We start from the raw sequence: 24674 nt of genomic DNA, 5'->3' as shown, positions 1-24674 counted from the left end.
CGGGAAAGCGCATGCGATGGCGAGAATTTGCGCGTTTCGTCGCATCCGGCGTCAGGGCAAATGAAGCATGGCCGGCGTCGAGAGGCTCACCTCGTCGCAGTTGTCGCCCGGACCGCTGCGGTCGACCACCAGAAAATCGCAAATTCGGTTGAGCGCGAGCAGCGGGTGATGCCACACGCCGGCGGCGTAATTGACGCCCTGGCCCGGCTGCGCGAGGAAGGCCACCAGATCGTCCGGGCCGGGCGCAGGGCCCGGTTTGGCAACGACGACCAGGTACGGCTCGTCGGCCAGCGGCATGAAGGCCTGCGAGGCGAGCGGATGGCGTTCCATCATTTCGACGGCGAAGGGCAGCGTGCGCGGCTGACCGCGGAAGATGCTGACGATCAGCTTGCCGTCCGGGCCGGGGTCGAGTTCGGCGAGGTCGTGGTAGCGCTCGGTGTTGCCGCCGTTGATGGAAAAATGCCTTTTGGCGGCGTCGACCGCAATGACCTGGCCGAAAGGCGCGAAGGCGCTTGCGGTCAACGGCGCCGGAACGAGGATTTTCACCGGGCCACCTTGCCCCACAGGCGCAGCCGCGAGACACCGCCGTCCGGGATGATGTTCAGGCGCACGTGCGTCACCGGGCCGAGTTCGGCCAGGCCCTCGAAGCTGTGGATGGCGTCCATCGACAGCTTCTGCTCGCCGAGCAGCACCGGCCAGAACATGCTCTGGGTGATCACCGACTGGTCGGTGCCGCCGTCCATGCGCGCCGCCTGCAGTGAGAAACGGTCGGGGTAATTGCCCTTGAAGTGCGCGGTGTCGATCTCGACGCGCTCGACGATGCCCGGCGCGCCCAGTTGCAGGATGCACCAGTCGTTGCCCGGCTCGCGGCGGCGGCGGGTTTCCCAGCCGTCGCCCATGTTGATGCCGCGGCCCGGCGCGATCAGGTTGGAGGCCGAGCCGAAGTGCGCGTCGTTCCAGGCCACGGCGCGGCCGCCGTTTTCCAGCGCGACGAGGTCGTAGATGCGGTCCGGATCGTTGGCGTCGAACACGCCGACCGGCTGGCCGTAGGCGCGCAGGCGGGCGACGCCGCCGTCCGGGTAGATGTTCAGGCGCAGGTGGCTCCAGGTGTCGATGCTGTCGATTTCCAGCAGGTGGTGGCTGTTGCCCGACAGGGTCGTGGACGGCAGGATGCGCGTCCAGCGGGCCTGGGCCAGCACGGCCGGATCGTCCGATTCGCAATCGGTGGCGTCGATGGAGATGGCCGGCGCGAAGTTGCCGGTGAAGTGGCTGGTATCGACGTCGAAGCCGCGCAGGATGCCGCGCCGGCCGAGCTTGACGATACTCCAGTCGTAGCCGGTGGTGCGCTTGCGGCGGGTTTCCCAGCCGTCCATCCACTTGCCGTTGGCGTCGTACTTGCCGGGCACGAAGACGGCGGGCTCCGGGTTGAGCAGGCGTTCGAGCGGCGCGAAGAATTCGTCGCTGGCGACGATGGCGCGCGCGCCGATGCGGGCGTCGGCCAGGTTGACCGAGCGTTTGGCCCAGTCGGGCAGGTCGGCCGGGGCGGAGACGATGGGGTTGCCGGGAGTGCTCATGGGGATTCCTTATTTCTTGAACGGGTGCGTGGCCTGCCAGTGGCGGGCGATGTCCAGCCGGCGGCAGACCCAGACGTGGTCGTGTTTTTCGAGATGGTCGAGAAAGCGCTGCAGCGCCCGGATGCGGCCGGGCCTGCCGAGCAGGCGGCAGTGCATGCCGATGGACAGCATCTTCGGCGATTCCTTGCCCTCTTCGTAGAGCGCGTCGAAGCTGTCCTTCAGGTACTGGAAGAAGGGATCGGCGTGGCTGAAACCCTGCGGCAGCGAGAAGCGCATGTCGTTGGTGTCCAGCGTGTAGGGCACGATCAGGTGCGGCACGGTCGTGCCGTCGCTTTTCGTGACCTCGGTCCAGAAGGGCAGGTCGTCGCCGTAGTAGTCGCTGTCGTAGAGCAGCCGACCGTCGTCGGCGACCAGCCGGCGCGTGTTCGGCGAATCGCGACCGGTGTACCAGCCGAGCGGGCGCGTGCCGGTCATTTTCTCGATGGTGTCGAGCGCCAGGCGCATGTGCTCGCGCTCGGTGGCCTCGTCGACGTTCTGGTAGTGAATCCAGCGCCAGCCGTGGCAGGCGATCTCGTGGCCCAGCTCGACGAAGGCGGCGGTGACCTCCGGGCAGCGCTGCAGCGCCATGCCGACGCCGAAGACGGTCAGCGGCAGGCCGCGCTTCTCGAATTCGCGGAGGATGCGCCAGACGCCGACGCGCGAGCCGTACTCGTAGATCGACTCCATCGACAGATGGCGGTCCGGGTAGCTGGCCGGGTTGAACATCTCGGAGAGGAACTGCTCGGAACCGGCGTCGCCATGCAGCACGCAGTTCTCGCCGCCTTCCTCGTAATTGAGCACGAACTGCACGGCGATGCGGGCCTGGCCCGGCCATTGCGCGTGCGGCGGGTTACGGCCATAACCGGCCAGATCGCGCGGATATTCGTTTCCAGACATATGGCTCAACTCAAGCTCCCTCTATACTGCCGCCCATTCTTCACCCTCGGGATTGCACCATGGAAAACGCCCCTACCAGCCCTTACCGTGACGATATCGTGATTTCCTGGCCGGAATTGCACCGCGACACGCGCCTCTTGTGCCACCAGTTGGTCGACAAGGGACCGTTCAAGGGCATCATCGCCATCGCCCGTGGCGGCCTGATCCCGGCCGCGCTGGTCGCCCGCGAGCTGGAAATCCGCCTGGTCGACACCATCTGCGCGTCGAGCTACGAAGCCGCCGACGACGACAGCGCCTCGACCGTGCGCAAGGAAGTCCGACTGCTCAAGGGCGTCGAGCACGACGGCGAGGGCTATCTGCTGATCGACGACCTGGTCGATACCGGCAACACCGCCCGCTATATCCGCAAACTGCTGCCCAAGGCCTACTTCGCGACGCTCTACGCCAAGCCGCTGGGCCGCGAGGTGGTCGATCTGTGCGTCAAGCAGTTTGCCCAGGACAAGTGGATCTACTTCCCCTGGGACATCGACTACCAGTTCGTGCCGCCGATCAAGAAACATCGCGCCGCGTCCTCGTCCTGATTCAGCGATAACCGCCGGCGGCCCAGTCGGCGATCTTCTGCCGTTCGGCCTCGGTCATCTGCGTGACGTTGCCGAGCGGCATGGCCTTCAACTGAACCGTCTGGGTCAGCAGGCGCGGGCCGTTGGCGCGGATCTGTTCCGGCGTGTCGAGCAGCACGCCGGCCGGCGCGGCCGGCATCAGCGTCGGCGTCGCCGAGTGGCAGCCGGTGCAGCGGGCGGCCAGCACCGGCTGGATGTCTTGCACGGTCAACGCCGGATTTTGGCCATTTTCGCCGGTCGACCGTGAAATCGGCGCGGGGGCCAGCCAGGCGAAGACGCCAGCCAGAATGAGTCCGCCGACGGCCGGGTACTGCCACGCGAAAACGCCCTTGTGGCGCAGGTTAAAGAAGTGGCGGATCAGCACCGCGGCGAGCAGGATCAGCGCCAGCACCAGCCAGGCCTGCGGATGGTTGTAGGTGAAGGCGTAGTGGTTGGAGATCATGCAGAACAGCACCGGCAGCGTCAGGTAGTTGTTGTGCACGCTGCGCTGCTTGGCCCGCTGGCCGTGGATCGGGTCCGGCGTCTCGCCGCGCTGCATCGCCGCGACGGTGGTCTTCTGGCCGGGAATGATCCAGAAGAAGACGTTGGCGCTCATCGTCGTGGCGATCATCGCGCCGACGTGCAGGAAGGCCGCGCGGCCCGACAGCAGGTGGCTCAGCAGGTAGGCCACCGCAACCACAAAGACGAAATACAGCGCCGCGAACAGCAGCAGGCTGCGCCGCATCAACACCCGGCACAGCGTGTCGTACACCAGCCAGCCGACGATCAGCGTGGTCAGGCCGATACCGATGGCGGCACCGGGCGACAGGTCGGCCTTGGCCGGATCGACCATGTAGGTCGCGGCCTGCGAGTAGTACAACACGCCGAGCAGGAAGAAGCCGGTGATCCAGGTCGAATACGATTCCCACTTGAACCAGTGCAGGTCGTCCGGCAGATTCTTGGGCGCCACCAGGTATTTCTGCGGATTGTAGAAACCACCGCCATGCACCGCCCACAGCTCGCCGCCGACGCCTTTTTCCTTCAGCGCGGGGTCGACCGGGGGTTTCAGCGTATTGTCCAGCCAGACGAAGTAGAAGGACGAGCCGATCCAGGCGATGCCGACGATCAGGTGCAGCCAGCGCAGCAGCAGCGAGCCGACTTCGATCAGGTAATGCGCATCCATCAGCTGCCCCGGTAGGTCGAGTAGGACCACGGCGACACCAGCAGCGGCACGTGGTAGTGGCCCTCTGGATCGGCGACGCCGAAGCGCAGCGTGATGCGGTCGAGGAAGGGCGGTTCGGGCAGTTCGACGCCGGCGGCGCGGAAATAGGCGGCGGCTTCGAAAACCAGTTCGTAGATGCCCGCGCGCAGGTCGGCACCGCTCAACAGCGGGGCGTCAGTGCGACCGTCGGCGTTGGTCGTGCCGGCCGCCAGCGCGACCTGGCGGTCGCCGTCGATGCGGACCAGCGTGTAGGCTATGCCGGCGGCGGGGCGGCCACTGGCGGTGTCGAGTACGTGCGTGGAGAGGCGTCCCATGGGCTTTCCCGGAAGACATTGGCGATATGCCGATTATAGGAAGGGCGGGGGCGCGCGGGGTTTATAAAGGCTATCGGATTTTCCGGATGTCGGGCCGGTCGACCGGGACTATATGAAAGCGCGCAACTTCCTTATATCGGCCGGCAGCTTGCCTGGCCCCGGCCGGAATCCGTAAGCTTGGCCCGACGATGATTACGGTGTTTTTGCCATGCCCGGACTGTTGACCGCAAGTACGACCGCGCTCCAGCGCCTCAGCCAACTTGATCGCGACGCCTTCGTCGCCGAGGTCGGTGCCGTCTTCGAGCATTCGCCCTGGGTGATGCAGCGGGTCTGGGCGCGCCGCCCCTTCGCCGACCGCGCCGCGCTGCGCGCCGCGATGGCGGCGGTGATCGCCGAGGCCGGCCGCGACGAACTGCTCGCGCTGATCCTGGCGCACCCGGAGCTGGCCAGCAAGGCGGCGCTGCGCGGCGACCTGACCGAGGATTCCGCCCGCGAACAGGCCGGCGCCGGCCTGAACGCCTGTTCGCCGGAAGAGCTGGCCGAGATTCGCCAGTTGAACGATGCCTACCGGCGTACTTTCGGCTGGCCGTTCATCGTCGCCGTCAAGGGCTTGAGCCGGCAGGACATCATCGGCCAGATGCGTCGCCGCCTGGCGGCCACGTCGGCGCAGGAGTTCGCCGAGGCGCTGGCGCAGATCCAGCGGATCGCCGACCTGCGGCTCGATCCGCTGCTCGGCGGCTAGGCGGGAAGGGGGCAGCCGGCGGGCTGTCCGGAATTTTCCGGCGTCCGGCGCGAGGTGCCGCATTGCGCAGGCGGGATCACGGGATCAAGCCTGCTTCGCGCAAGCGCGGCGCCTCGTAAACGGCATCTTCCGCCGGATAGCGCAGACAGGGAATCCCGGCCGCCCTGGCCTGCGCCCAGATGATGCTTTCCCCGGCTGGCAGCGTGTCGGGAGGACTGTCGTACAAGCGGTCGGCGAACGCGCTGCGCGCCGGGACGACCCGCCACCCCTTCGCGTTGAGCGCATCGATGACGTCGCCCAGGGCATCGGCGTTGAGTTGATTGGTGTGCAGCAGCATGACGTGAGTCGGACTTCGGCCGAGAACGCGGCGGGCAAGGCCGTCGTAATAGGCCGCGCGGTCGAGCAGATGGTCGATGTAGCGTTGCTTGACCTGTCCGGCCTTGCCGGTTTCCCCGGCGGCCAGGTGTCCGGCATAAACGCGGTTGTAGTACCAGTCGCTGGCGTCGATCGATACCGGTGCGGGGCGATAGCCGCGGCGTTTCATCCACGCCCGCATGCCGTCGCGCTTGGCAAGCGTGTCGCCTTCCTTCAGGTAAGGGAAACGCAGCATCGGCACAAAGGTCGACAGACCCCGAAGGGCCTCGTCCGCCGTTTCGACGTCGGAAATGAACCCGTCCAGCGAGACTTCCGGGGCGGCCAGGCTGCGATGGCTGGCGGTATGGTTGCCGATCATGTGTCCAGCCTGTGCCCATGCGCCAAGCAGTTCAAGGCCTGCGCCATTGCCCAGTCGGGCCAGGGAAGGAAAGAGTGCGGCCTGGATGCCTCGTGCCTCGAGGGTGGCCAGCAGTTGGGCGTTCCACTGTCTGGCCCCGGGGTGTGCTTCCGGATTGAAGCCGTCATCGAAACTCAGTGCGAGTTGTTGCGCGAAGCAGAGGTGCGAGAACAGACAGAGGAGCGCGGCGACAAGCGTCCGGCGCGGGTTGGGGCGAAAAAACATCGACGGTGGGTTCCTGCAGCAAAGGAAGCGAAACGACGGGAGGTTGGGACCTCGCATCGGCTGGCAGGATAACAGTTGCCGGCCGGGATTCCGGTGTGCGGCCGGTTCGTCGGCCGGCTATGCTGCGCGAGATGGGGCGCAGCGGCATTGCGCGGGCAAAAAGACGCCGGCCAGATGGCCGGCGCGAGGACTCTCAAGGACAGACAGGAAAGGATTCAGGCCCGCAGGCGGGCGCGGGCTGCGACCGTCGCCGGCGGCGCGGTGTCGCGCTTGGCATCGACGCGATGCTTGACGACATCGATGATCTGCTCGCGGAACCAGCGGCATTCCTCGGAATGGTGCGCGCGGTCGTGCCACAGCAGGTAGAAGCGCATCTTCGGGAAATCGAGCGGCGATTCGGCATAGCACAGGTCGCCCAGCGTGCAGCAGTGTTCGGCGAAGATGCGCGGTGCCGAGAAGATCAGGTCGGCCTGCTGCAGCACATAGGGCACCAGGTTGAAATAGGGGACGCTGGCGACGACGTTGCGCTTGATCCGGTCGCGCGCCAGTTGCATGTCGATGACGCCGCGCTGGCCGACGGCATAGGGCGTCGGCACCAGATGTTCGGCGTTCAGGTAATCGTCCTGGGTCAGCCGGTGGCCGGCCAGCGGGTGCGCCTTGCGCATCAGGCAGACCACGTCGTCCTCGAACAGCGGCGCCAGACGCAGATGCTCGGGCGGTTGCGGCCAGTTGCCGATGACGATGTCCAGTTCGCCCGATTCGAGCGCCTTCGAATAGTCGAAATCCGGTCCGAAGGAATGCAGCACGACCTGCGAATGCGGCGCGTGCTGGCGCAGGTGGGCGACGATGTTGCCGATCAACAGGGCGTTCAGGTAATCCGGCGTGGCGATGTTGAACACGCGCTTCGACTTCATCGGGTCGAAGCGGACCTGCTGCAGACCGATGGCCTCGATCTGCGCCAGCGCGATCTTGACCGGCTCGAGCAGCGACTGGCCGCGTTCGGTCGGCGTCATGCCGTTGCGGCTGCGGACCAGCAGCTGGTCGCCGGTGATGTCGCGCAGGCGGCGCAGCGCGGTACTGACCGCCGGCTGCGACTGGTTGAGCCGGCGGGCGGCATTGGACACGCTGCATTCGGTGAGCAGTGCATGCAGCACGCGCAGCAGATGTACGTCGATCGATTCCCAGGAACACGTCGCGGCCATGCCATTCCCCTCAGATAAACAACGAATTATTTCTTCTGATTAGCAATAAGCGCGCCCGGGGTCGGCAGCACGGAAATACGGGGGATTCCGCTGTCGACCGCAAAAGTCTGCGCACCGTTTTCGCGCAGATTTGCGGTCGACGCACTGCCAGGAGGCCTGTTCGCTAGACCGCCAGCGCTTCGCGCACGCCGTCCTGCGGCATGGTTTCACCGCGCCCGCGCATGATGAACTCGCCGCGCTCCATCAGCAGATACTGGTCGGCCAGCGACTCGGCGAAGTCGTAGTACTGCTCGACCAGCAGGATGGCCATTTCGCCGGTTTCGGCGAGCATCCGGATGGCGCGCTCGATGTCCTTGATGATCGACGGCTGGATGCCTTCGGTCGGTTCGTCGAGGATCAGCAGCGACGGCCCCATCGCCAGCGCGCGGCCGATGGCCAGTTGCTGCTGCTGGCCGCCGGAGAGGTCGCCGCCGCGGCGGTGCATCATCTGCTTGAGGACCGGGAACATCGCGAAGATGCGTTCGGGAATCTTCGTGCTGCCCGGCTGGGTCGCCAGGCCCATCAGCAGGTTTTCCTCGACGGTCAGGCGCGGGAAGATCTCGCGTCCCTGCGGCACGTAGCCGATGCCGGCCCTGACGCGCTCGTGCGGCGGCAGGTGGGTGATCGTCTTGCCGTCGAAAGTGACGCTGCCTTCCTTGGTCTTGACCAGGCCCATCAGCGATTTGAGCAAGGTGGTCTTGCCGACGCCGTTGCGGCCGAGCAGCGTGGTGACTTCGCCTTTCTGCAGCTCGAAACTGAGGCCACGGAGGATGTGGGAGCCGCCATAGGCTTGGTGGAGGTTATCGACTTTGAGCATGTTCCGGGCTCCTGGTTATTGGGCGATGTTGTGTTGCTGAACCGCTGTGTTCCGCGCCTGACGGACGGGCGGGCGTTTGTCGTTGCTGAACCGCTGGGTTCCGCCGTTGACCGGCGGGCGTACTTTCTTTTTGCTTGTCCAAAAAGAAAGTAGCCAAAGAAAAAGGACACCCTAGGTCGGCGCCCCGCTGCGCGGGGTTCCCTGCGCGACTCGGGCAGTCGGGCGGCTGGCTAAACTCGGCCCTGCGGGCCTCAGACAACGCCAGCCGAAGGCCCCCGACTACCCTGCGTTGCTCGGCGCCTCCCAAGGGGCCCAGGACACCGATCGCAGCGATTGGTTTTTTGGCAAAAAGGGGTGTCGACCGCAAACTTTCGTAAACCGCCGGTTTTGGGGTCCCCCTGAGAGGCGCTGAGCAACGCAGGCGGTCCGGGGGCAGTCGGCTGGCGTTGTCCGAGCCGCGTAGCGGCGAGTTTAGCCAGCCGCCCGGACTGCCGAGTAGCGCAAGGGACCGGGCGCCGCCCGGCGCCGACCTGGGGGTCGCCTTTTCTTTGGCTACTTTCTTTTGGCGAAGCAAAAGAAAGTACGCCCGCGCGTCAGGCGCGGAATACAGCAGCTCATCTTCCAAGATAAACCTCAATCACCCGCTGATCATTCTGCACCGTGGCCAGGTCACCCTCGGCCAGTACCGACCCTTCATGCAGCACGGTGACCTTGCCGCCGAGTTTTTCGACGAAGGCCATGTCGTGCTCGACGACGACCAGCGAATGCTTGCCGGCGAGCGAGACGAACAGCTCCGCCGTGCGCATCGTCTCGTCGTCGGTCATGCCGGCGACCGGTTCGTCGAGCAGTAGCAGCTTTGGTTCCTGCATCAGCAGCATGCCGATTTCCAGCCACTGCTTCTGGCCGTGCGACAAGAGGCCGGCCGGGCGGTCGGCTTCGCCGTCGAGGCGGATCAGTTTCAGGGTGTCGGCGATGCGGTCGCGGTCGTCGCCGGAGAGCCAGGCCATCAGGCTCTTCCACACGCGCTTGTCGGTCTTCATCGCCAGTTCGAGGTTCTCGAACGCGGTGTGCTGCTCGAAGATGGTCGGTTTCTGGAACTTGCGGCCGATCCCGACGTGGGCGATTTCCGGTTCGGTCAGGCGGGTCAGGTCGATGGTCTGGCCGAAGAAGGCCTTGCCCGAGTCGGGCCGGGTCTTGCCGGTGATGACGTCCATCATCGTCGTCTTGCCGGCGCCGTTGGGGCCGATGATGCAGCGCAGTTCGCCGGCGTCGATGGCCAGGTTGAGGTTGTTCAGCGCCTTGAAGCCGTCGAAGCTGACGGTGATGTCTTCGAGGTAGAGCGCGACGCCGTGCGACAGGTCGAGCTCGCCGGTGACGACGTGGCCGAGCGCGGCGCTGCCGTCAGGGCCTTCGTTGTGCGGGGCGGTGAGGGTGGCGGCGTTCATGCGGCGGCTCCTTTGCGGGCGATGATCTTTTTCCACAGGCCGACCAGGCCTTGCGGCAGCATCAGCGTGACGACAATGAACAGCAGGCCGAGGAAGAACAGCCAGTATTCGGGGAAGCTGACGGTAAACCAGCTCTTGGCGAGGTTGACCACGAAGGCGCCGATGACCGGCCCGATCAGCGTGCCGCGCCCGCCGACCGCCACCCAGATGGCGATTTCGATTGAATTCGCCGGGCTCATTTCGCTCGGGTTGATGATGCCGACCTGCGGTACGTAGAGCGCGCCGGCGATGCCGCACAGCACGGCCGAGATCACCCAGATGGTCAGCTTGTACCAGAGCGGGTTGTAGCCGATGAACATGACCCGGCTCTCGGCATCGCGGATTGCGGTCAACACCCGGCCGAACTTGGATTTGACCAGCCAGGCGGCGAACACCAGCGTCGCGGCCAGCGTCAGCGCGGTCAGGCCGAACAGCACCAGCCGCATTTCCGGCGAGGTGATGCCGTGGCCGAGGATGCGCTTGAAGTCGGTGAAACCGTTGTTGCCGCCGAAGCCGGTTTCATTGCGGAAGAACAGCAACATGGCGGCGTAGGTCAGCGCCTGGGTGATGATCGAGAAATAGACGCCCTTGATCCGCGAACGGAAGGCGAAGTAACCGAAGACGAAAGCGACGACGGCCGGCACGGCGAGCGCCAGCAAGGCCGCCCAGCCGAAGTGGTCGCTGCCCAGCCAGAACCACGGTAGTTCCTTCCAGTCGAGGAAGACCATGAAGTCGGGCAGGTCGGCGCCGTAGCTGCCGTCGCGGCCGATCTGGCGCATCAGGTACATACCGAAGGCGTAGCCGCCGAGCGCGAAGAACAGCCCGTGGCCGAGCGACAGGATGCCGCCGTAGCCCCAGATCAGGTCCATGGCGACGGCGACCAGCGCGTAGCACATGATCTTGCCAATCAGCGTGATCGCGTAGGCCGAGACGTGAAAGGTGCTGCTCTCGGGCACCGTCAGGTGCAGCACGGGAACGACGACCAGCGCCAGGGCAAGGAAGACGGCGAGCGCGATCCAGGCCTTGCGGTCGAGCGCGGCGAAGACGCGCAGGGTCAGCGGCACGCGGCCGGAAGCGGGCAGGGGAAACGCGGAAGAAGTGGCAGACATGCGTCGCTCCTTACTGGTCGGCAAAGCGGCCCTTGAGGGCGAAAATGCCCTGCGGACGCTTCTGGATAAAAACGATGATGGCGACGAGGATCATGATCTTGGCGATCACCGCGCCGGCCCAGCCTTCGAGCAGCTTGGAGAAGATGCCGAGGCCGAGCGCCGCCCAGACCGCGCCGGCCAGTTGCCCGACGCCGCCGACGACGACGACCATGAAGGAATCGACGATGTAGCCCTGGCCCATGTCCGGGCCGACGTTGGAGATCTGCGACAGCGCCACGCCGCCAAGGCCGGCGATGCCGGCGCCGAGGGCGAAGGCCATGGTGTCGATGCGCGCCGTCGGCACGCCGACGCAGCCGGCCATGGCGCGGTTCTGCGTGACGGCGCGGACGAACATGCCGAGCCGCGTCTTGTTCATCAGCACCCAGACCAGGAACAGCACGAACAGCGCGAAGCCGATGATGATCACGCGGTTCCACGGCAGGATCAGGTTGGGCAGCAGTTCGACGCCGCCGGACATCCAGCTCGGGTTGGCGACCTCGACGTTCTGCGCGCCGAACAGCACGCGCGCCGCCTGGATCAGGATCAGCGACAGGCCCCAGGTGGCGAGCAGGGTTTCCAGCGTGCGTCCGTACAGCCAGCGGATCACCGTGCGTTCCATCACCACGCCGACCAGTGCGGCGGCGAAGAAGGCGACCGGGATCGCCGCCGGCAGGTACCAGTCGACGTAGTCCGGTGCCCAGGCGCGGAACAGGCTCTGGACGGCGTAGGCCGAGTAGGCGCCGATCATCAGCAGTTCGCCGTGGGCCATGTTGATGATGCCCATGACGCCGTAGGTGATGGCCAGGCCGAGCGCCGCCAGCAGCAGGATGGAACCGAGCGACAGGCCGGAGAAGATGCCGGCCAGCGTGTCGCCCCAGGCCAGGCTGCGTTCGATGTGCTTGATCGCGTCGACCGCGGCAGCGCGGACCTTGTCGTCGCTTTCCGCCGACGCCTCGGTCAGCGGCAGAAGCAGGCTGCGGATGGCCGGCGTCGGAGCGTCGGCCAGCGTCTGTACGGCGGCCAGCCGCACCGCCGGGTCGCTGTCCTGCAGCGTCGCCTGGGCATAGGCCAGATCGAGCAGGAGCTTGATTTCGGCGTCCTGTTCCTGAGCGCGGGCCTTGCCCAGCACGTCGGCCAGTTCCGGCCCGACATTGCTCTGCAGTTCGCGGGTGGCGTTCAGGCGGGCGTTGCGGTCGGCGTCGAACAGCTTGAGCGCGGCCAGGGCGTTGCTCAATTCACCGCGCAGACGGTTGTTGACCGTGACCGAATCGGCGCCTTCCGGCAGGTCGGCGGCGCTGCCGCTGACCGCGTCGAAGCCGTGCTCGCCGTCGAAGATGAACAGCCGGTCGCCGGCAACGAACAGGCTGTCGTCGGCCATTGCCTGCAGCAGCCTGGCCGTGCCGGGCTCGGCGGCTGCGGTCAACTGCTGGATGGCAGCGATTTTGTCGGCGTTGTCGTCAGCCGCCAGCTGACGGACCAGCGCCGGATCGGGCGCGGCCAGGGCGCTCAGGCTGGTCAGCCAGAGCAGGAAGGGAAGCAGGGCAGGGAGAAGGGGTTTTTTCATCGTTTCCGTCCGCAATTTGTGCAGTGCAGCGCCAGCTTACGGAGGTCAAGACAGACCCGGAATACGATGAATTGCGTAGCCCTGTGCGCAGGGCGGGCCGCGTCCGTTGCGGACGCGGCCGGGGGACGGTCAGCGCTGCCGCGTCTGGCGCAGCGACAGGATCACCGAGGTGGCGATGATCGCCGCAACGACGCCGAGCGAGAACAGCACCGGAATCTTGTAGATATCGAGCAGCAGCATCTTGGCGCCGATGAAGATGAGCACCAGCGAGAGGCCGTACTTGAGCAGCGCGAAGCGGTCGGCCATGTCGGCCAGCAGGAAGTACATGGCGCGCAGGCCGAGGATGGCGAAGATGTTCGAAGTCAGCACGATGAACGGATCGGTGGTGATGGCGAAGATGGCCGGGATCGAATCGACGGCGAAGATGATGTCGGAGAACTCGACCAGCACCAGCACCAGGAACAGCGGCGTGACGTAGCGCACCAGCTTGCCGCCTTCCTGGCGGACGACCGAGAAGCGCTCGCCGTGCAACTGCTCGGTGACCTTCATGTGCCGGCGCAGCCAGCGCAGCAGCGGATTGTTGTCGAGATCCGGTTCCTGATCGGCGAACCACCACATCTTGATCCCGGTGATCAGCAGGAAGGCGCCGAACACGTAGAGCAGCCAGTGGAACTGGGCGACCAGCCAGACGCCGGCGAAGATCATCACGGTGCGCAACACGATGGCGCCGAGCACGCCGAAGATCAGCACGCGTTTCTGCAGTTCCATCGGGATGGCGAAGAAGTTGAACAGCATCAGCCAGACGAACAGGTTGTCGACTGCCAGCGATTTCTCGATCAGGTAGCCGGTGACGAATTCGAGCACTTTCCGGTCGGCCACTGCGCGGCCGGCGGTCTGCTCCAGGTAGAACCACAGGCCGGCGGCGAACAGTGCCGAGACGGTGATCCAGATCACCGTCCAGGTGCCGGCCTCGCGGACCGACACGCGATGTTGCCGGCCGCCGCCGACGGCGAACAGGTCGATGGCCAGCATGACCAGCACGACTGCGAAGAAGCTGGCCCACAGGCCGAAATTACCGACGGTTTCCAATCCAGGCTCCAATGCGATGCCCGGCGATGGCCGGGACGAACGGGGTGGACGATAGTGGGCGGCTGTCGGTGCGGTCAATGCACCGGGCATCGGAAAAGCCGAGGGGAAATTTCGGGAAAAGCGGAAGTCCGCTCGGCGACTGGCGCGCCACCCCCGGCTTGCGGTAAAAGACGCCTTCGTCCTTTCGGAGAAAAACCGTGTCCGCGCTGTTGCCCACCCTTGAAATCGACCATGGTCAGGCCGCGAGCCATGCCGTCATCTGGCTGCACGGCCTGGGCGCCGACGGGGCCGATTTCGCGCCGGCGGTACCGGCGCTCGGCCTGGCCGCGACGCCCGGCGTCCGCTTCGTTTTTCCGAATGCCCCGGAAATCGCCGTCACCTGCAACGGCGGCTGGCGGATGCCGGCCTGGTACGACATCCTGGCGATGCACCGCGATCGCCGGGTGATCGACGTCGACGGCCTGCGCGCCTCGTGCGACGCGGTACGGCAGCTGATCGCGCGCGAGGGCGAGCGCGGCATCCCGCCGGAACACGTCTTTCTGGCCGGTTTTTCCCAGGGCGGCGCCGTCGCCTACACAACGGCGCTGACGCATCCGCAGCGCCTGGGTGGCGTGATCGCGCTGTCGACCTATATTCCCGATTTCGACCTGGTCGACGGCGAGCGGCGGCTGGAGAACGCGTCCTTGCCTTGCTTCGTCGCCCACGGCACGGCCGACGACGTGGTGGCGCCGGCGCTCGGCCAGCAAGCCCGCGACTGGCTGCTGGCCCACGAACATCCGCTGACCTGGCGCGAATTCCCGATCGACCATTCGGTCAGCATCAGCGAATTCCGCGCCGTGGGCGCCTGGCTGCGCGAGCGCATCGCCGGCTGACAGCGGCCGGTTTTCCGGTTTTTTTTCCGTTACCTGTAAGAAATCGGCGCTGCCGCCGACCAAGCTTGCGGACGTCCGGCCCGGACGTTCGCCCCTTGATCATCCTTACGGAGAAAAAACCATGAAGACCCGTCAAATCGTTTCCCTGGCCATCGGTTCCGCCGTCGCCGCCGCCGCGTTCGCCCCGCTGGCCCAGGCCGCCGACAACCCGTTCGCGGTCAAGCCGCTGACTGCCGGCTACCAGCTGGCGCAGGCCGACAAGAAAGCCGATGGCAAATGCGGCGAGGCCAAGTGCGGCGCCGACAAGAAGGCGGCCGAGAAAAAGCGCGACGGCAAGTGCGGCGAAGCCAAGTGCGGTGCCGACAAGAAAGCGGACAAGAAGGCAGACGGCAGCTGCGGCGCCGACAAGAAGAAGGATGCCGGCTGCGGCGCCAAAAAATAAATGTGCAAGCGGCGGGCGGCGCGGGCTGTCCCGTGTCGCCGCCCGCTGCCGGGAGAACCGCATGCATCCTCGTCATCCGCAAGGCGCCGGTCTCGGCTTTCGCCGCGAACTGCTCGGCGAACTGACCGCCGGCGTGCCCGCCGCCATCGAATTCTTCGAACTCGCGCCGGAGAACTGGGCCGGCATGGGCGGCGCCTCGGCCCGCCGGCTGCGCGCCTTCACCGAGCGCCATCCTTTCGTCTGCCACGGCCTGTCGCTGTCGCTCGGCGGCCCGGCGCCGCTCGACGTCGACCTGCTGAAACGCATCCGCCGCTTCATGGACGAGCACGGCATGACGCTGTACACCGAACATCTGTCCTGGTGCGCCGACGACCATCAACTGTACGAACTGCTGCCGATTCCGCAGACCGCCGAGGCGGTGAACTGGACCGCCGCGCGCATCCGTCAGGCGCAGGACCTGCTCGGCCGGCGCATCGGCATCGAAAACGCCTCGACCTACATCGCGCCGCCGGGCGCCGAGATGAGCGAGGCCGAATTCATTGCCGCCGTCGTTGCCGAGGCCGATTGCCTGCTGCACCTCGACGTCAACAACATTTACGTGAACAGCCGCAACTTCGGCTTCGATGCCAGCGATTTCCTGCATGCGCTGCCGCTCGACCGCACCTGCTACATCCACGTTGCCGGCCATTACGTCGAGCCGGACGGCCTGTTGATCGACACCCACGGCGCCGACGTGATCGACCCGGTCTGGCAACTGCTTGCCGAAACCTACGCGACGATCGGGCCGGACGTGCCGACCTGCCTCGAACGCGATTTCGATTTTGCCGATTTCGCGCGGTTGACCGCAGAAGTCGACACCATCGCCCGGCTGCAACGCAACGCCGCGCGCGAAAGGCGGGCTGCCTGATGCGCGCCGCCTTCCAGGATTTTCAGCGGGCTTTCGGCGCGCATCTGCGCGATCCGCGCCGCGTCGCCCGGCCGGCCAGTTTGCCGGCACGGCGGGCCGGCGTCTATGCCGAACTGGTGTTCAACAACCTGTGCGGCTTCGTCGATGCCTGTTTTCCGGTCTGCCGCGCGTTGCTCGGCGAATTGCGCTGGCGCCGCCTGTGTCGCGCCTTCCTGCGCCGCCATCCGCTGCAAACGCCGTGGTTCCGCGAGATTCCCGGCGAGTTCGCCGCTTTTTTGTCGGAAATCGCCGTCGACCGCAGCTTGCCGCGCTGGCTACCGGAACTGGCGCGTTACGAATGGGCCGAACTGGCGGTGGACGTGATGGACGTCGCCCCGCCGCCGCACGATCCGGCCGGCGATCTGATGACGCAGCCGGTGGTCGTCAATCCGGCGCTGCTGACGCAGGCCTGCGCCTGGCCGGTGCACCGGATCGGGCCGGACTGGCGACCGCGCCGGCCGCAGCCGACGCATCTGGCGGTCTATCGCGATGCCGAAGACACCGTGCTTTTTTGCGAAATCAGCGCGTTGACCGCAGACCTTCTCGACCACCTGCGCGCCGCGCCGACTTGCGGGCGCGATGCCTTGTTGGCGCTGGCCACCGCTGCCGGCCAGCCCGATCCGGGCGCCTGGCTGGGCTTCGGCGCAGCGACACTGAACGACCTGCGCGAGCAGGGCATCCTGCTCGGGACAACCCCATGAAAACCTTCATCTTCGGCACCCTGCGCCGCCTCGACGGGGCCGGCGAATGGCTCGGCCTGCTCAGCCTGCGCCTGCTGCTGGCCTGGGATTTCTTCGAATCCGGCCTGGAAAAACTGCACGGCGACAACTGGTTTGCCGACATCCAGGACGCCTTTCCCTTCCCGTTCAACCTGCTGCCACCGGCCGTCAGCTGGCAGATGGCGACCTGGTTCGAACTGGCTGGCGGCGTCGCGCTGCTGATCGGCTTCGGCACGCGCTTCTTTTCCGTGTCGCTGGGCGTGCTGACCGTCGTCGCCATCGCCGCCGTGCATTGGCCGGGCGAATGGCAGACCTTTGCCGAACTGATGATGGGCTACGGCTTCACCGACCACGGCTACGGCAATTTCAAGCTGCCGGTGATCTTCCTCGGCATGTTGTTGCCCCTGATCCTGCTCGGCCCCGGTAAGCTGTCGGTCGACGCCTGCTTGCGCCGGCGCTGTCAGCCCACCGAGCGGGAGCCCACCCAACGATGTCCGAAAACCTGCTGATCGACGAGGCCTGCGTCGGCGAATTGCGCCGCGACATGCTGCGCTTCGCCCAATTGCAACTGCGCGACGCGGCGGCGGCCGAGGATGCGGTGCAGGAAGCGATGCTCGCCGCGTTCGACGGCGAGCGCCGTTTTGCCGGGCGTTCGGCATTGAAGACCTGGGTGTTCGCGATCCTGCGCAACAAGATCGTGGACCTGATCCGGCAGCGGACGCGCACCGTCAACGTATCGGCCATCGCCGACGACGAGATGGCGCTCGACGCCGCCTTCGAATCGCTGTTCAAGGCCAACGCCCACTGGCGCCCGGACAGCCGGCCGCACGGCTGGGGCGATCCGGCGGAAACCCTGCGCGAAAGCCGCTTCTGGGATGTCTTCGAAATCTGCCTCAACCATTTGCCGGAAAACACCGCCCGCGTGTTCATGATGCGCGAATTCCTCGAATTCGAGACGGCTGAAGTCTGCAACGAGCTTGGCCTGAGCGTCAGCAACTGCAACGTGATCCTGCACCGCGCCCGCAACGGCCTGCGCCGCTGCCTGGAAACGAGCTGGTTCGCTCCGGGAGAAAGACCATGCTGAAATGCCGCGAAGCGACCCGCCTGATGTCCGAAGCGCAGGACCGCGAACTGGAATCCGGCGAGCACCTGAGCCTGCGCCTGCATCTGATGACCTGTCGCGGCTGCCGCGCCTACCGCCGGCAGATGGATTTCCTGCGCGCCGCCTGCCGGGCATTTCCCGGCAAGCCGGACGAGGCGGCGGGCGACGAGGAAAGCGGCAAAGCCCGCTGATCCCTTTGATTCCCCCTGACTGGGAATACATGGGGCAGGCTTCCCGAGCTTGTTTGCAAACCGATTCGCCTGATCGAATGCGGGGTTTTGGCCACGCCAGGGCGGCTATCGGCCAACGGCTGCTGTGCAAAAAATTCTGCAAAGCAGACGCTCGACGAGATGTCCCTTGCATGAATGACATCAGTACAATGGCAAGCTGACCGGTTTCAGCCTCCCGCCTACATGCTGCATAAAATCCATTTTTCTGAAAAAGCCCAGCAGGCAAGGACTTCGGCCTGTCGCGTATTCCAGCTTATCGGACAGAGGCCCAGCTTATTGGACACTTCTGTCGTCTACTACTAGTTAGCCCCTTCAATCGGAGCATGCTGAATGGAAACTAAGACCATAACTGCCGCCGACGCTTTGCTGCTCTCAACAAAGCAGGAAGATCACTTCTTTGACAGAAAAGCGGCGGCGATTAAGGGCGCCAAGCTACAGAAGATCGCGGTGGCCTTTGCCAATGCAGATGGAGGTGAAGCCTATGTAGGCGTCGCCGACGAGAAGGATGAACCCGATCCCGCAAAACGGTGGACTGGTGCGCCGAATATTGAAGATTACAACCAGCACATACAGGCGCTTACGGAAATCCAGCCAGCCTTGCCGATGGACTTGGCTTTGCTCAAGGCGGAAGGGAAGCACGGATACGTCCTGCGAATCCAGATTGAGAAGAGTCAAGCAGTCCACAAGACATCCGATGGCACCGTTTATGAACGCAAAGGAGCACAGTCTCTCCCAGTGAGTGATCCATCGCGCATAACGGCTCTTTCGTTTGCAAAGGGGGCTGTTTCCTACGAGGACTATTCACTCGACAATGCGATGGCGGAAGACGTTGTTGATTCCCCTCGTTTGAGTGAGTTTCTGGCTGGCTATTCCCCTACTACAGACCCCCTCGAACTTGCTTTGAATAAGAATCTGATAGATCGCAAGTCCTTTAAGCCAAAGGTCGCTGGAGTACTGCTCTTTTCGACAGAGCCAGCGAGTCTGATGCCAAAGAAATGCTCCGTTCGCATCATTCGGTACGAAACAAAGGAAGAAGACCCTGAACGCGACCACCTCGGCCCAATAGAGTCGGTTGAGGGATCGCTTTATGGAGTGATACACAAGACGGTAGAGCGAGTCACAGCGATCATGTCGGCGATCAACGTCTGGACGACCGATGGACCAAAGGCAATGGCGTACCCCCCCGAAACACTTTGGGAGATTGTCGTGAATGCCATCATCCATCGCGATTACTCGATGTCAGATGACGTTCAGGTTCTAATTTTCGACAATCGAATTGAAGTCCTAAGCCCCGGCCGCCTGCCAGCGTTTGTAACCAAGGAGAACATTCTCGATGTCCGCTATGCGCGGAATCCACGCATCGTTGGGATGCTCTCCCGGTACAAGTCCCCACCCAACAAGGACATCGGCGAAGGCTTGAACACTGCATTCCAAAAAATGAAGGAATGGCGCTTACGCAGCCCAGAGATCGTGGATGAAGGCAACTATGTTCGCGTCGTCATCCCTCATACCCCTCTTGCTACACCTCAGGAGGCGATCATGGAGTTCCTGAACAAGCAAGGCACGATCACGAATAGGCAGGCTCGCGACATAACGGGAATCAAGAGCGAGAACGCGGTGAAGTCCGAATTCTACAAATTGAAAGAGGCCGGTCTCATTGAGATGATTCCTGAACTGAAAGGCAACAAGGCGGCATGGCGGCTTCTTCCAAAATGACCGGGGCTAACCCGGCGGTCAACCGGACAGGCAAAAAGCTGTGCTTTTTGCCTGTCCGGTTACTTTCGTCGTTGCCCACCTTTGCAGTCAGTTACACGCACGGGGAGTTATGACTAAATTTTGGCTCTATGTAGGTCTTGCATCCTTGGCACTCCTGTGGGCTTTCTCATATCCAAGCCACAGCGACTCGCGCGGCTGGATCATGGGTATTTGGTGGCTAATCGGCTGTTTTCCTTGGTGGCTTGTTCTTCCATTGCTAATTGATGTAACTCCCGATACTCAACTTACGTTATCGCTCGTATCAGCTATGTCGTCGGTTAACGCTTTGGCAATCTTCTGCATGTGTCGTGCCCGCATGCAGCAAGTAAGCGTGCTTCAGTACATGGGTTATCAACTTGGCCGTTGTGTGTCCTACTTCGGCAAATGGCACTAATACCTCAGGTGGCGGTTTTCCCTAAGCGTTTGCACTGCATTGCGTATCCGCGATGCCCAACCCGGCAGTCGTTCGGCCTGCGCAAAAAGCCGAAATCCGTTGATTTTCTACGTTGAGCATCCGCTTTCATAAGCAGCCAACTACCGCTCAGGGTTGGTTCAAGACCTTGCCTTACTCCCGGTTTTTGAAGAAGTGAATGCCGCAACGAAAACGGCCGGAGCAAGCTCCGGCCGTTACGTTTGCATGGATGAGATGTACTGATACATCCATCGCCCATCCAGCCAACTCCGCGTCGTCAGGCTTACGAGTCCTGACGCGGAGCGTGTGCGCTGCTTACTGCTTGATCGCTTCCAGCGCGATGTCGATGCGCACTTCGTCGCCGACGTAGGGCGCGTACTTGCCGGCATTGAATTCCGAGCGTTTGACGACGGTGTAGGCGTTGGCGCCGTTAGCACTGGGTTATAGGGCGTGGGATCCGTCCGATCGCACGACCGACTTGAGATTTACGCAGAATTAACGCGTGATGCCGGTTCGAGAATAGAGAGTTTACGGGGCTTCGCGAAATACTTCGGCATGGCTATTTCGCCATTTGTTCGCGAAACGGGATCATGCCTCTTAACTTCACTCAATCGACCGGGAAGCCCGTGTCAACGGCTTTCTACGGGCTAGCACCAAATACGCTGGATCGCCTTTACCTGCCCCGACTTGTGCGGGAAGGAGGTCGGTCGTGACAGAATTTCTTCTCGTATTCTCACTGGCTATCGGCCTTGGCTGGCCGCTCGGTCGCTACCTGGCCACGCTGATGCGCGGTGCGTCGATGCCTGGCGATCGTGTCTTCCTGTGGCTGGAGCGCCCGCTTTACGCCCTGCTTGGCACTAATCCGGCCTGCGGTATGAGCTGGCGCGGTTACGCTGCTGCTTTCCTGCTCAGCAATCTGGTGCTATTCGGCATCGTGTGGATATTGTTGATGACTCAGGGCTGGCTGCCGCTCAATCCCAATGGTGCACCGAATATGAGCTGGGATCTGGCTCTGCACACTGCCGTCTCGTTCGTAACCAATACCAACCAGCAGCATTATTCCGGCCAGGCGCAGATTTCCTATCTGGCGCACATGATGGGAATTGTCGGCCTGCAGGTGATCACCCCAATGATGGGGCTGGCCGTTGTCGTAGCAACCTTGCGCGGCCTGTTCGGCGGTCGTAACGTCCAGGAGCGCTTGGTCGACGGCATGGATCGGGTGCCGGTAGACGTCGGCAACTACTGGGCCGACGTGATCCGTCCGACGCTACGCTTCATGCTGCCCTTGTGCCTGGTCTGGTCGCTCCTGCTGACCAGCCAGGGGGTACCGGCCACATTGGCTGGCGGTCCTGTGGTGGAACCGCTTGATGCGACGGTGGAATTGAAAGAGCAGAAGATACCGCTCGGCCCGGTGTCCCCGATGGTGGCGATCAAGCAACTGGGGACCAATGGCGGTGGTTGGTATGGCCCGAACAGCTCGGTACCGCTCGAGAATCCCACGCCATTGTCGAATTTGTTGGAAACCCTGGCTATCGTGCTGGTTCCCGTCGCGGTGGTGTTCATGGTCGGCAGCCTTACCGGACGCCGCAGGTTTGGCGCGCTGGTGTTCAGCACGATGCTGACCATGTCGGTTATTTCGGCAGGGCTGGCGGTCTGGTCCGAAGCTTATTCTTCGACCGCGCAGGACAGCGCGTTGATGGAAGGCAAGGAAGTACGCTTCGGCGCCGCGCCGTCGGCACTATGGGCGGCCTTGACGACGCAGACCTCGAATGGTTCGGTCAACGCCATGCACGATTCGCTGGCGCCGTTGACCGGCCTAGTGACGATTTCCGACATGCTGATCAACGCGATCTGGGGCGGTATCGGCTGCGGCCTGCAGCAATTCCTGACCTACCTCCTGCTCGGTGTCTTCCTGGCCGGTCTGATGACCGGGCGCACGCCGGAATTGTTCGGGCGCAAGATCGAAGCGCCCGAAGTGAAATTGCTCGCCGTGCTGGTGCTGCTGCAGCCGCTCGCCTTGCTCAGCCTGACCGCTGTCACGCTGTCCGTTCCCGAACTTGCCGGAAATTCCAACCCCGGCTTCCATGCGATCAGCCAGGTCTTCTACGAATACGCCTCGGCCTTTGCCAACAACGGTTCCGGTTTCGAAGGGCTGGGCGATGCCACCGTGTGGTGGAACGTCTCGGCGACCGTCCTGCTGATCGCCGGCCGCTATCCGGCACTGATCGTTCCGCTGGCAATCGCCGCCATGCTGGCCCGCAAGCGCCAGGCGCCGGAAAGCGCTGGCAGTCTGCAGATCGAGACGCCAACTTTCGCGCTGACGCTGATCGCGGTGATCGTCATCCTGACCTTGCTCCAGTTCATGCCTGTCCTGGTGCTCGGCCCGATAGCCGAACATCTGAGCCTGCTTGCGCGTTGAGGAAAACATCATGAGTCATCTCTCTATCACCGAACCCGCCGGCCGTACTTCGCAGCTGGAAGGACATGGCCTGGGCGCAGCGCTGATCAACGCCTGCGTCAAGCTGTCGCCGCTGCACATCGTCAAGAATCCGGTCATGGCCGTGGTCTGGTTCGGCACCCTGGTCACCGCCGTCGCGACGCTGGCCGGTTGGGCAGGGCCCGCCTTCGGCTGGTCGGTCACGGCAATCCTGCTGATTACCGTGCTGTTCGGCAATTTCGCCGAGGCGATCGCCGAATCCCGCGGCCGCGGTCAGGCGGCTTCGCTGCGCCGGGCGCGCAAGGATCTGATGGCCCGCCGTCTGGACAAAACGGGCGGCGAGCAGATGGTCGCAGCCGCTGAATTACGGCCCGGCGATCTCGTTGTAGTCGAGGCTGGTCAACTGGTACCTGCCGATGGTGAGATCGTCGAGGGCCTGGCTACCATTAACGAGGCGGCGGTGACCGGCGAATCGGCGCCGGTCCTACGTGAGGCCGGTACCGACCGTTCCGGCGTGATCGGCGGTACCAAGGTGCTGTCGGACCGCATCGTCCTGAGGGTCACGGCCGAACCTGGCAACAGCTTTCTCGATCGCATGATTGCGCTGGTCGAAGGTTCTAATCGCCAGAAGACGCCCAACGAAATTGCGCTCGGTATCCTGCTGGGTGTTATGACGTTGACGTTTTTGATTGTCGTGCTGACCTTGCCTTTCATCGCGGCCTTCGTCGGCGTCAAGGTCGATGTCGTGCTTCTGGTGGCTTTGCTCGTCTGCTTGATCCCGACCACCATCGGCGGGCTGCTGCCGGCGATCGGCATTGCTGGCATGAATCGGGCACTGCGTGCCAACGTGCTGGCTAAATCCGGCAAGGCGGTCGAAGTGGCGGGCGACGTGGACGTGCTGCTGCTCGACAAGACCGGCACGATCACCCACGGCGACCGCCAGGCGACTGCTTTTCATGCCTTGGCCGGCGTCGATGCCGCGCAACTGCGCCAGGCCGCGCTGCTGGCTTCTCTGGCCGACCCGACCCCGGAAGGCAAATCCATCGTCCGGTTGGCCCGCGGCAAGGACGAGAAGCTGGTCGACCCGGAGGGCGCGCATTTCGTGCCTTTCTCCGCGCAATCGCGCATGTCGGGGGTCGATCTGCCCGACGAACGGATCATCCGCAAGGGCGCGCTGGATGCCATCGTGAGGCACGTGCAGGCCCAGGGCGGTGCTGTTCCGGCCGAAATCGAGGCCCGGGTCGCCGACGTGGCACGCAAGGGGGCGACGCCGCTGGTGGTCAGCGACGGCCACCATGTGCTGGGCGTCATCGAACTGTCCGATGTGATCAAGCACGGCATCAAGGAGCGCTTCGCCCGCCTGCGCGAGATGGGGGTGAAAACCGTGATGATCACCGGCGACAACCCACTGACTGCCGCCAACATCGCTGCTGAGGCAGGTGTCGACGATTACATCGCCGAGGCGCGCCCGGAAGATAAGCTGGCGCGCATCCGTGCCGAGCAGAGCGCCGGCCGATTGGTTGCTATGGTTGGCGACGGTACCAACGACGCGCCCGCGCTAGCCCAGGCCGACGTTGGCTTGGCCATGAACTCGGGTACTCAGGCGGCCAAGGAGGCCGGCAACATGGTCGATCTCGACAGCGATCCGGCCAAATTGCTCGCCGTGGTCGAGATCGGCAAGCAGCAACTGATCACGCGCGGCGCGCTGACCACCTTCTCGCTGGCCAACGATGTGTCGAAGTACTTCGCTATCCTGCCGGCGCTGTTCGCAGCGGCGATCCCGCAGATGGCCGCGCTCAATGTGATGCAGTTGAGCAGCCCGGCCAGTGCCGTGCTGTCGGCGCTGATCTTCAACGCAGTCATCATTCCGCTACTTATCCCGCTGGCGCTGCGCGGCGTCCGTTTCAAGCCGTCGAGCGCGACGCAACTATTGCGCAACAACATGCTTATCTACGGCGTCGGCGGCGTCGTGCTGCCCTTCCTCGCCATCAAGGCGATCGACGTCGTGATCTCCGCGACGTTCTCCCTCTGA

24 protein-coding genes and 1 pseudogene are annotated in these 24674 nt (G+C 64.1%); 12 read left to right on the top strand and 13 right to left on the bottom strand.

Annotated features, from left to right (window positions below):
• Positions 1 to 51: 51 nt before the first annotated feature.
• The 3 genes from L0962_RS08540 to puuE are packed head-to-tail and all read right to left on the bottom strand — an operon-like array spanning position 52 to position 2510.
• The gene (locus L0962_RS08540; protein ID WP_234085942.1) at positions 52 to 546 is read right to left on the bottom strand and encodes an ureidoglycolate lyase; all 495 of its coding nucleotides are present in this window, start codon (positions 544 to 546) and stop codon (positions 52 to 54) included.
• Positions 543 to 1574 carry an allantoicase gene (gene alc, locus L0962_RS08535; RefSeq protein ID WP_234085941.1) on the bottom strand — a complete coding sequence of 344 codons (1032 nt, stop codon included), beginning with the start codon at positions 1572 to 1574 and terminating at the stop codon, positions 543 to 545. The genes L0962_RS08540 and alc overlap by 4 nt, the downstream gene beginning before the upstream one ends.
• Positions 1575 to 1583: 9 nt before the next feature.
• On the bottom strand, positions 1584 to 2510 hold the full coding sequence (gene puuE, locus L0962_RS08530; RefSeq protein WP_234085940.1) for an allantoinase PuuE: 927 nt from the start codon (positions 2508 to 2510) through the stop codon (positions 1584 to 1586).
• 59 nt (positions 2511 to 2569) lie between these two features.
• Here puuE and gpt point away from each other — a divergent pair, with 59 nt between their 5' ends.
• Positions 2570 to 3091, top strand: a complete 522-nt coding sequence (gpt, locus tag L0962_RS08525; RefSeq protein WP_234085939.1) for a xanthine phosphoribosyltransferase — start codon at positions 2570 to 2572, stop codon at positions 3089 to 3091.
• Between the two features lies 1 nt (position 3092).
• Here gpt and L0962_RS08520 read toward each other — a convergent pair whose 3' ends face one another.
• Positions 3093 to 4292 carry a urate hydroxylase PuuD gene (locus L0962_RS08520; RefSeq protein WP_234085938.1) on the bottom strand — a complete coding sequence of 400 codons (1200 nt, stop codon included), beginning with the start codon at positions 4290 to 4292 and terminating at the stop codon, positions 3093 to 3095.
• Positions 4292 to 4645 carry a hydroxyisourate hydrolase gene (uraH, locus tag L0962_RS08515; protein WP_234085937.1) on the bottom strand — a complete coding sequence of 118 codons (354 nt, stop codon included), beginning with the start codon at positions 4643 to 4645 and terminating at the stop codon, positions 4292 to 4294. Before uraH ends, L0962_RS08520 begins: the two co-directional genes overlap by 1 nt.
• Before the next feature lie 208 nt (positions 4646 to 4853).
• On the opposite strand from uraH, the gene uraD reads away from it, so the two are divergent.
• A complete protein-coding gene (gene uraD / locus L0962_RS08510; protein ID WP_234085936.1) occupies positions 4854 to 5387 on the top strand; it encodes a 2-oxo-4-hydroxy-4-carboxy-5-ureidoimidazoline decarboxylase in 534 nt (177 codons plus the stop codon).
• 76 nt (positions 5388 to 5463) lie between these two features.
• Here uraD and L0962_RS08505 read toward each other — a convergent pair whose 3' ends face one another.
• The 7 genes from L0962_RS08505 to L0962_RS08475 form a co-directional block, all read right to left on the bottom strand.
• A complete protein-coding gene (locus tag L0962_RS08505) occupies positions 5464 to 6384 on the bottom strand; it encodes a polysaccharide deacetylase family protein (RefSeq protein ID WP_234085935.1) in 921 nt (306 codons plus the stop codon).
• A 215-nt stretch (positions 6385 to 6599) separates the two neighbouring features.
• Positions 6600 to 7586, bottom strand: a complete 987-nt coding sequence (locus L0962_RS08500) for a LysR substrate-binding domain-containing protein (RefSeq protein ID WP_234085934.1) — start codon at positions 7584 to 7586, stop codon at positions 6600 to 6602.
• Positions 7587 to 7749: 163 nt separating this feature from the next.
• On the bottom strand, positions 7750 to 8442 hold the full coding sequence (gene urtE / locus L0962_RS08495; RefSeq protein ID WP_234085933.1) for an urea ABC transporter ATP-binding subunit UrtE: 693 nt from the start codon (positions 8440 to 8442) through the stop codon (positions 7750 to 7752).
• A gap of 614 nt (positions 8443 to 9056) precedes the next feature.
• Complete coding sequence (urtD, locus tag L0962_RS08490; protein ID WP_234085932.1) at positions 9057 to 9887, bottom strand: urea ABC transporter ATP-binding protein UrtD; 831 nt, start codon at positions 9885 to 9887, stop codon at positions 9057 to 9059.
• Positions 9884 to 11035 carry an urea ABC transporter permease subunit UrtC gene (gene urtC, locus L0962_RS08485; protein ID WP_234085931.1) on the bottom strand — a complete coding sequence of 384 codons (1152 nt, stop codon included), beginning with the start codon at positions 11033 to 11035 and terminating at the stop codon, positions 9884 to 9886. Before urtC ends, urtD begins: the two co-directional genes overlap by 4 nt.
• Before the next feature lie 10 nt (positions 11036 to 11045).
• Entirely contained in the window at positions 11046 to 12638 is a 1593-nt protein-coding gene (gene urtB, locus L0962_RS08480) for an urea ABC transporter permease subunit UrtB (protein WP_234085930.1), read from the bottom strand.
• 129 nt (positions 12639 to 12767) lie between these two features.
• Positions 12768 to 13727 (bottom strand): TerC family protein, encoded by a 960-nt coding sequence (locus L0962_RS08475; RefSeq protein ID WP_255680733.1) that lies wholly within the window; start codon positions 13725 to 13727, stop codon positions 12768 to 12770.
• 197 nt (positions 13728 to 13924) lie between these two features.
• On the opposite strand from L0962_RS08475, the gene L0962_RS08470 reads away from it, so the two are divergent.
• From L0962_RS08470 to L0962_RS08435, 8 genes are all read left to right on the top strand, one after another.
• Positions 13925 to 14599, top strand: a complete 675-nt coding sequence (locus tag L0962_RS08470; RefSeq protein WP_234085929.1) for a carboxylesterase — start codon at positions 13925 to 13927, stop codon at positions 14597 to 14599.
• Positions 14600 to 14720: 121 nt separating this feature from the next.
• On the top strand, positions 14721 to 15041 hold the full coding sequence (locus L0962_RS08465; RefSeq protein WP_234085928.1) for a hypothetical protein: 321 nt from the start codon (positions 14721 to 14723) through the stop codon (positions 15039 to 15041).
• A gap of 61 nt (positions 15042 to 15102) precedes the next feature.
• Positions 15103 to 15948, top strand: a complete 846-nt coding sequence (locus L0962_RS08460; RefSeq protein WP_234085927.1) for a DUF692 domain-containing protein — start codon at positions 15103 to 15105, stop codon at positions 15946 to 15948.
• Complete coding sequence (locus L0962_RS08455) at positions 15948 to 16688, top strand: DUF2063 domain-containing protein (RefSeq protein WP_234085926.1); 741 nt, start codon at positions 15948 to 15950, stop codon at positions 16686 to 16688. The genes L0962_RS08460 and L0962_RS08455 overlap by 1 nt, the downstream gene beginning before the upstream one ends.
• Positions 16685 to 17215 carry a DoxX family protein gene (locus tag L0962_RS08450; protein WP_234085925.1) on the top strand — a complete coding sequence of 177 codons (531 nt, stop codon included), beginning with the start codon at positions 16685 to 16687 and terminating at the stop codon, positions 17213 to 17215. The genes L0962_RS08455 and L0962_RS08450 overlap by 4 nt, the downstream gene beginning before the upstream one ends.
• The gene (locus tag L0962_RS08445; RefSeq protein ID WP_234085924.1) at positions 17197 to 17790 is read left to right on the top strand and encodes a sigma-70 family RNA polymerase sigma factor; all 594 of its coding nucleotides are present in this window, start codon (positions 17197 to 17199) and stop codon (positions 17788 to 17790) included. Before L0962_RS08450 ends, L0962_RS08445 begins: the two co-directional genes overlap by 19 nt.
• Positions 17784 to 17999, top strand: a complete 216-nt coding sequence (locus L0962_RS08440; protein WP_234085923.1) for a zf-HC2 domain-containing protein — start codon at positions 17784 to 17786, stop codon at positions 17997 to 17999. Before L0962_RS08445 ends, L0962_RS08440 begins: the two co-directional genes overlap by 7 nt.
• Before the next feature lie 369 nt (positions 18000 to 18368).
• A complete protein-coding gene (locus tag L0962_RS08435) occupies positions 18369 to 19754 on the top strand; it encodes an ATP-binding protein (RefSeq protein WP_234085922.1) in 1386 nt (461 codons plus the stop codon).
• Positions 19755 to 20520: 766 nt separating this feature from the next.
• Here L0962_RS08435 and L0962_RS08430 read toward each other — a convergent pair.
• Positions 20521 to 20640, bottom strand: a pseudogene (locus L0962_RS08430) (polyisoprenoid-binding protein); the annotation flags it as partial.
• A gap of 274 nt (positions 20641 to 20914) precedes the next feature.
• Between L0962_RS08430 and kdpA the strand changes: the two are divergent.
• Positions 20915 to 22624, top strand: a complete 1710-nt coding sequence (gene kdpA, locus L0962_RS08425) for a potassium-transporting ATPase subunit KdpA (RefSeq protein ID WP_234085921.1) — start codon at positions 20915 to 20917, stop codon at positions 22622 to 22624.
• Between the two features lie 10 nt (positions 22625 to 22634).
• Positions 22635 to 24674 carry a potassium-transporting ATPase subunit KdpB gene (gene kdpB, locus L0962_RS08420; protein WP_234085920.1) on the top strand — a complete coding sequence of 680 codons (2040 nt, stop codon included), beginning with the start codon at positions 22635 to 22637 and terminating at the stop codon, positions 24672 to 24674.

Origin of the sequence: Azonexus sp. R2A61, from assembly GCF_021401135.1 — a bacterium.
Taxonomy (GTDB): domain Bacteria; phylum Pseudomonadota; class Gammaproteobacteria; order Burkholderiales; family Rhodocyclaceae; genus Azonexus.
Note: the sequence above shows the minus strand (reverse complement) of the source record. Positions and strands in the feature narration are given on the sequence as shown.

Coding starts and splice junctions, on each gene's coding strand:
- urtB (WP_234085930.1), bottom strand. CDS start 12,638: ATGAAAAAACCCCTTCTCCCTGCCCTGCTTCCCTTCCTGCTCTGGCTG.
- alc (WP_234085941.1), bottom strand. CDS start 1,574: ATGAGCACTCCCGGCAACCCCATCGTCTCCGCCCCGGCCGACCTGCCC.
- puuE (WP_234085940.1), bottom strand. CDS start 2,510: ATGTCTGGAAACGAATATCCGCGCGATCTGGCCGGTTATGGCCGTAAC.
- L0962_RS08460 (WP_234085927.1), top strand. CDS start 15,103: ATGCATCCTCGTCATCCGCAAGGCGCCGGTCTCGGCTTTCGCCGCGAA.
- L0962_RS08455 (WP_234085926.1), top strand. CDS start 15,948: ATGCGCGCCGCCTTCCAGGATTTTCAGCGGGCTTTCGGCGCGCATCTG.
- urtC (WP_234085931.1), bottom strand. CDS start 11,035: ATGTCTGCCACTTCTTCCGCGTTTCCCCTGCCCGCTTCCGGCCGCGTG.
- L0962_RS08440 (WP_234085923.1), top strand. CDS start 17,784: ATGCTGAAATGCCGCGAAGCGACCCGCCTGATGTCCGAAGCGCAGGAC.
- gpt (WP_234085939.1), top strand. CDS start 2,570: ATGGAAAACGCCCCTACCAGCCCTTACCGTGACGATATCGTGATTTCC.
- L0962_RS08505 (WP_234085935.1), bottom strand. CDS start 6,384: ATGTTTTTTCGCCCCAACCCGCGCCGGACGCTTGTCGCCGCGCTCCTC.
- L0962_RS08445 (WP_234085924.1), top strand. CDS start 17,197: ATGTCCGAAAACCTGCTGATCGACGAGGCCTGCGTCGGCGAATTGCGC.
- uraD (WP_234085936.1), top strand. CDS start 4,854: ATGCCCGGACTGTTGACCGCAAGTACGACCGCGCTCCAGCGCCTCAGC.
- L0962_RS08465 (WP_234085928.1), top strand. CDS start 14,721: ATGAAGACCCGTCAAATCGTTTCCCTGGCCATCGGTTCCGCCGTCGCC.
- L0962_RS08520 (WP_234085938.1), bottom strand. CDS start 4,292: ATGGATGCGCATTACCTGATCGAAGTCGGCTCGCTGCTGCTGCGCTGG.
- urtE (WP_234085933.1), bottom strand. CDS start 8,442: ATGCTCAAAGTCGATAACCTCCACCAAGCCTATGGCGGCTCCCACATC.
- uraH (WP_234085937.1), bottom strand. CDS start 4,645: ATGGGACGCCTCTCCACGCACGTACTCGACACCGCCAGTGGCCGCCCC.
- urtD (WP_234085932.1), bottom strand. CDS start 9,887: ATGAACGCCGCCACCCTCACCGCCCCGCACAACGAAGGCCCTGACGGC.
- L0962_RS08500 (WP_234085934.1), bottom strand. CDS start 7,586: ATGGCCGCGACGTGTTCCTGGGAATCGATCGACGTACATCTGCTGCGC.
- L0962_RS08435 (WP_234085922.1), top strand. CDS start 18,369: ATGGAAACTAAGACCATAACTGCCGCCGACGCTTTGCTGCTCTCAACA.
- kdpB (WP_234085920.1), top strand. CDS start 22,635: ATGAGTCATCTCTCTATCACCGAACCCGCCGGCCGTACTTCGCAGCTG.
- L0962_RS08450 (WP_234085925.1), top strand. CDS start 16,685: ATGAAAACCTTCATCTTCGGCACCCTGCGCCGCCTCGACGGGGCCGGC.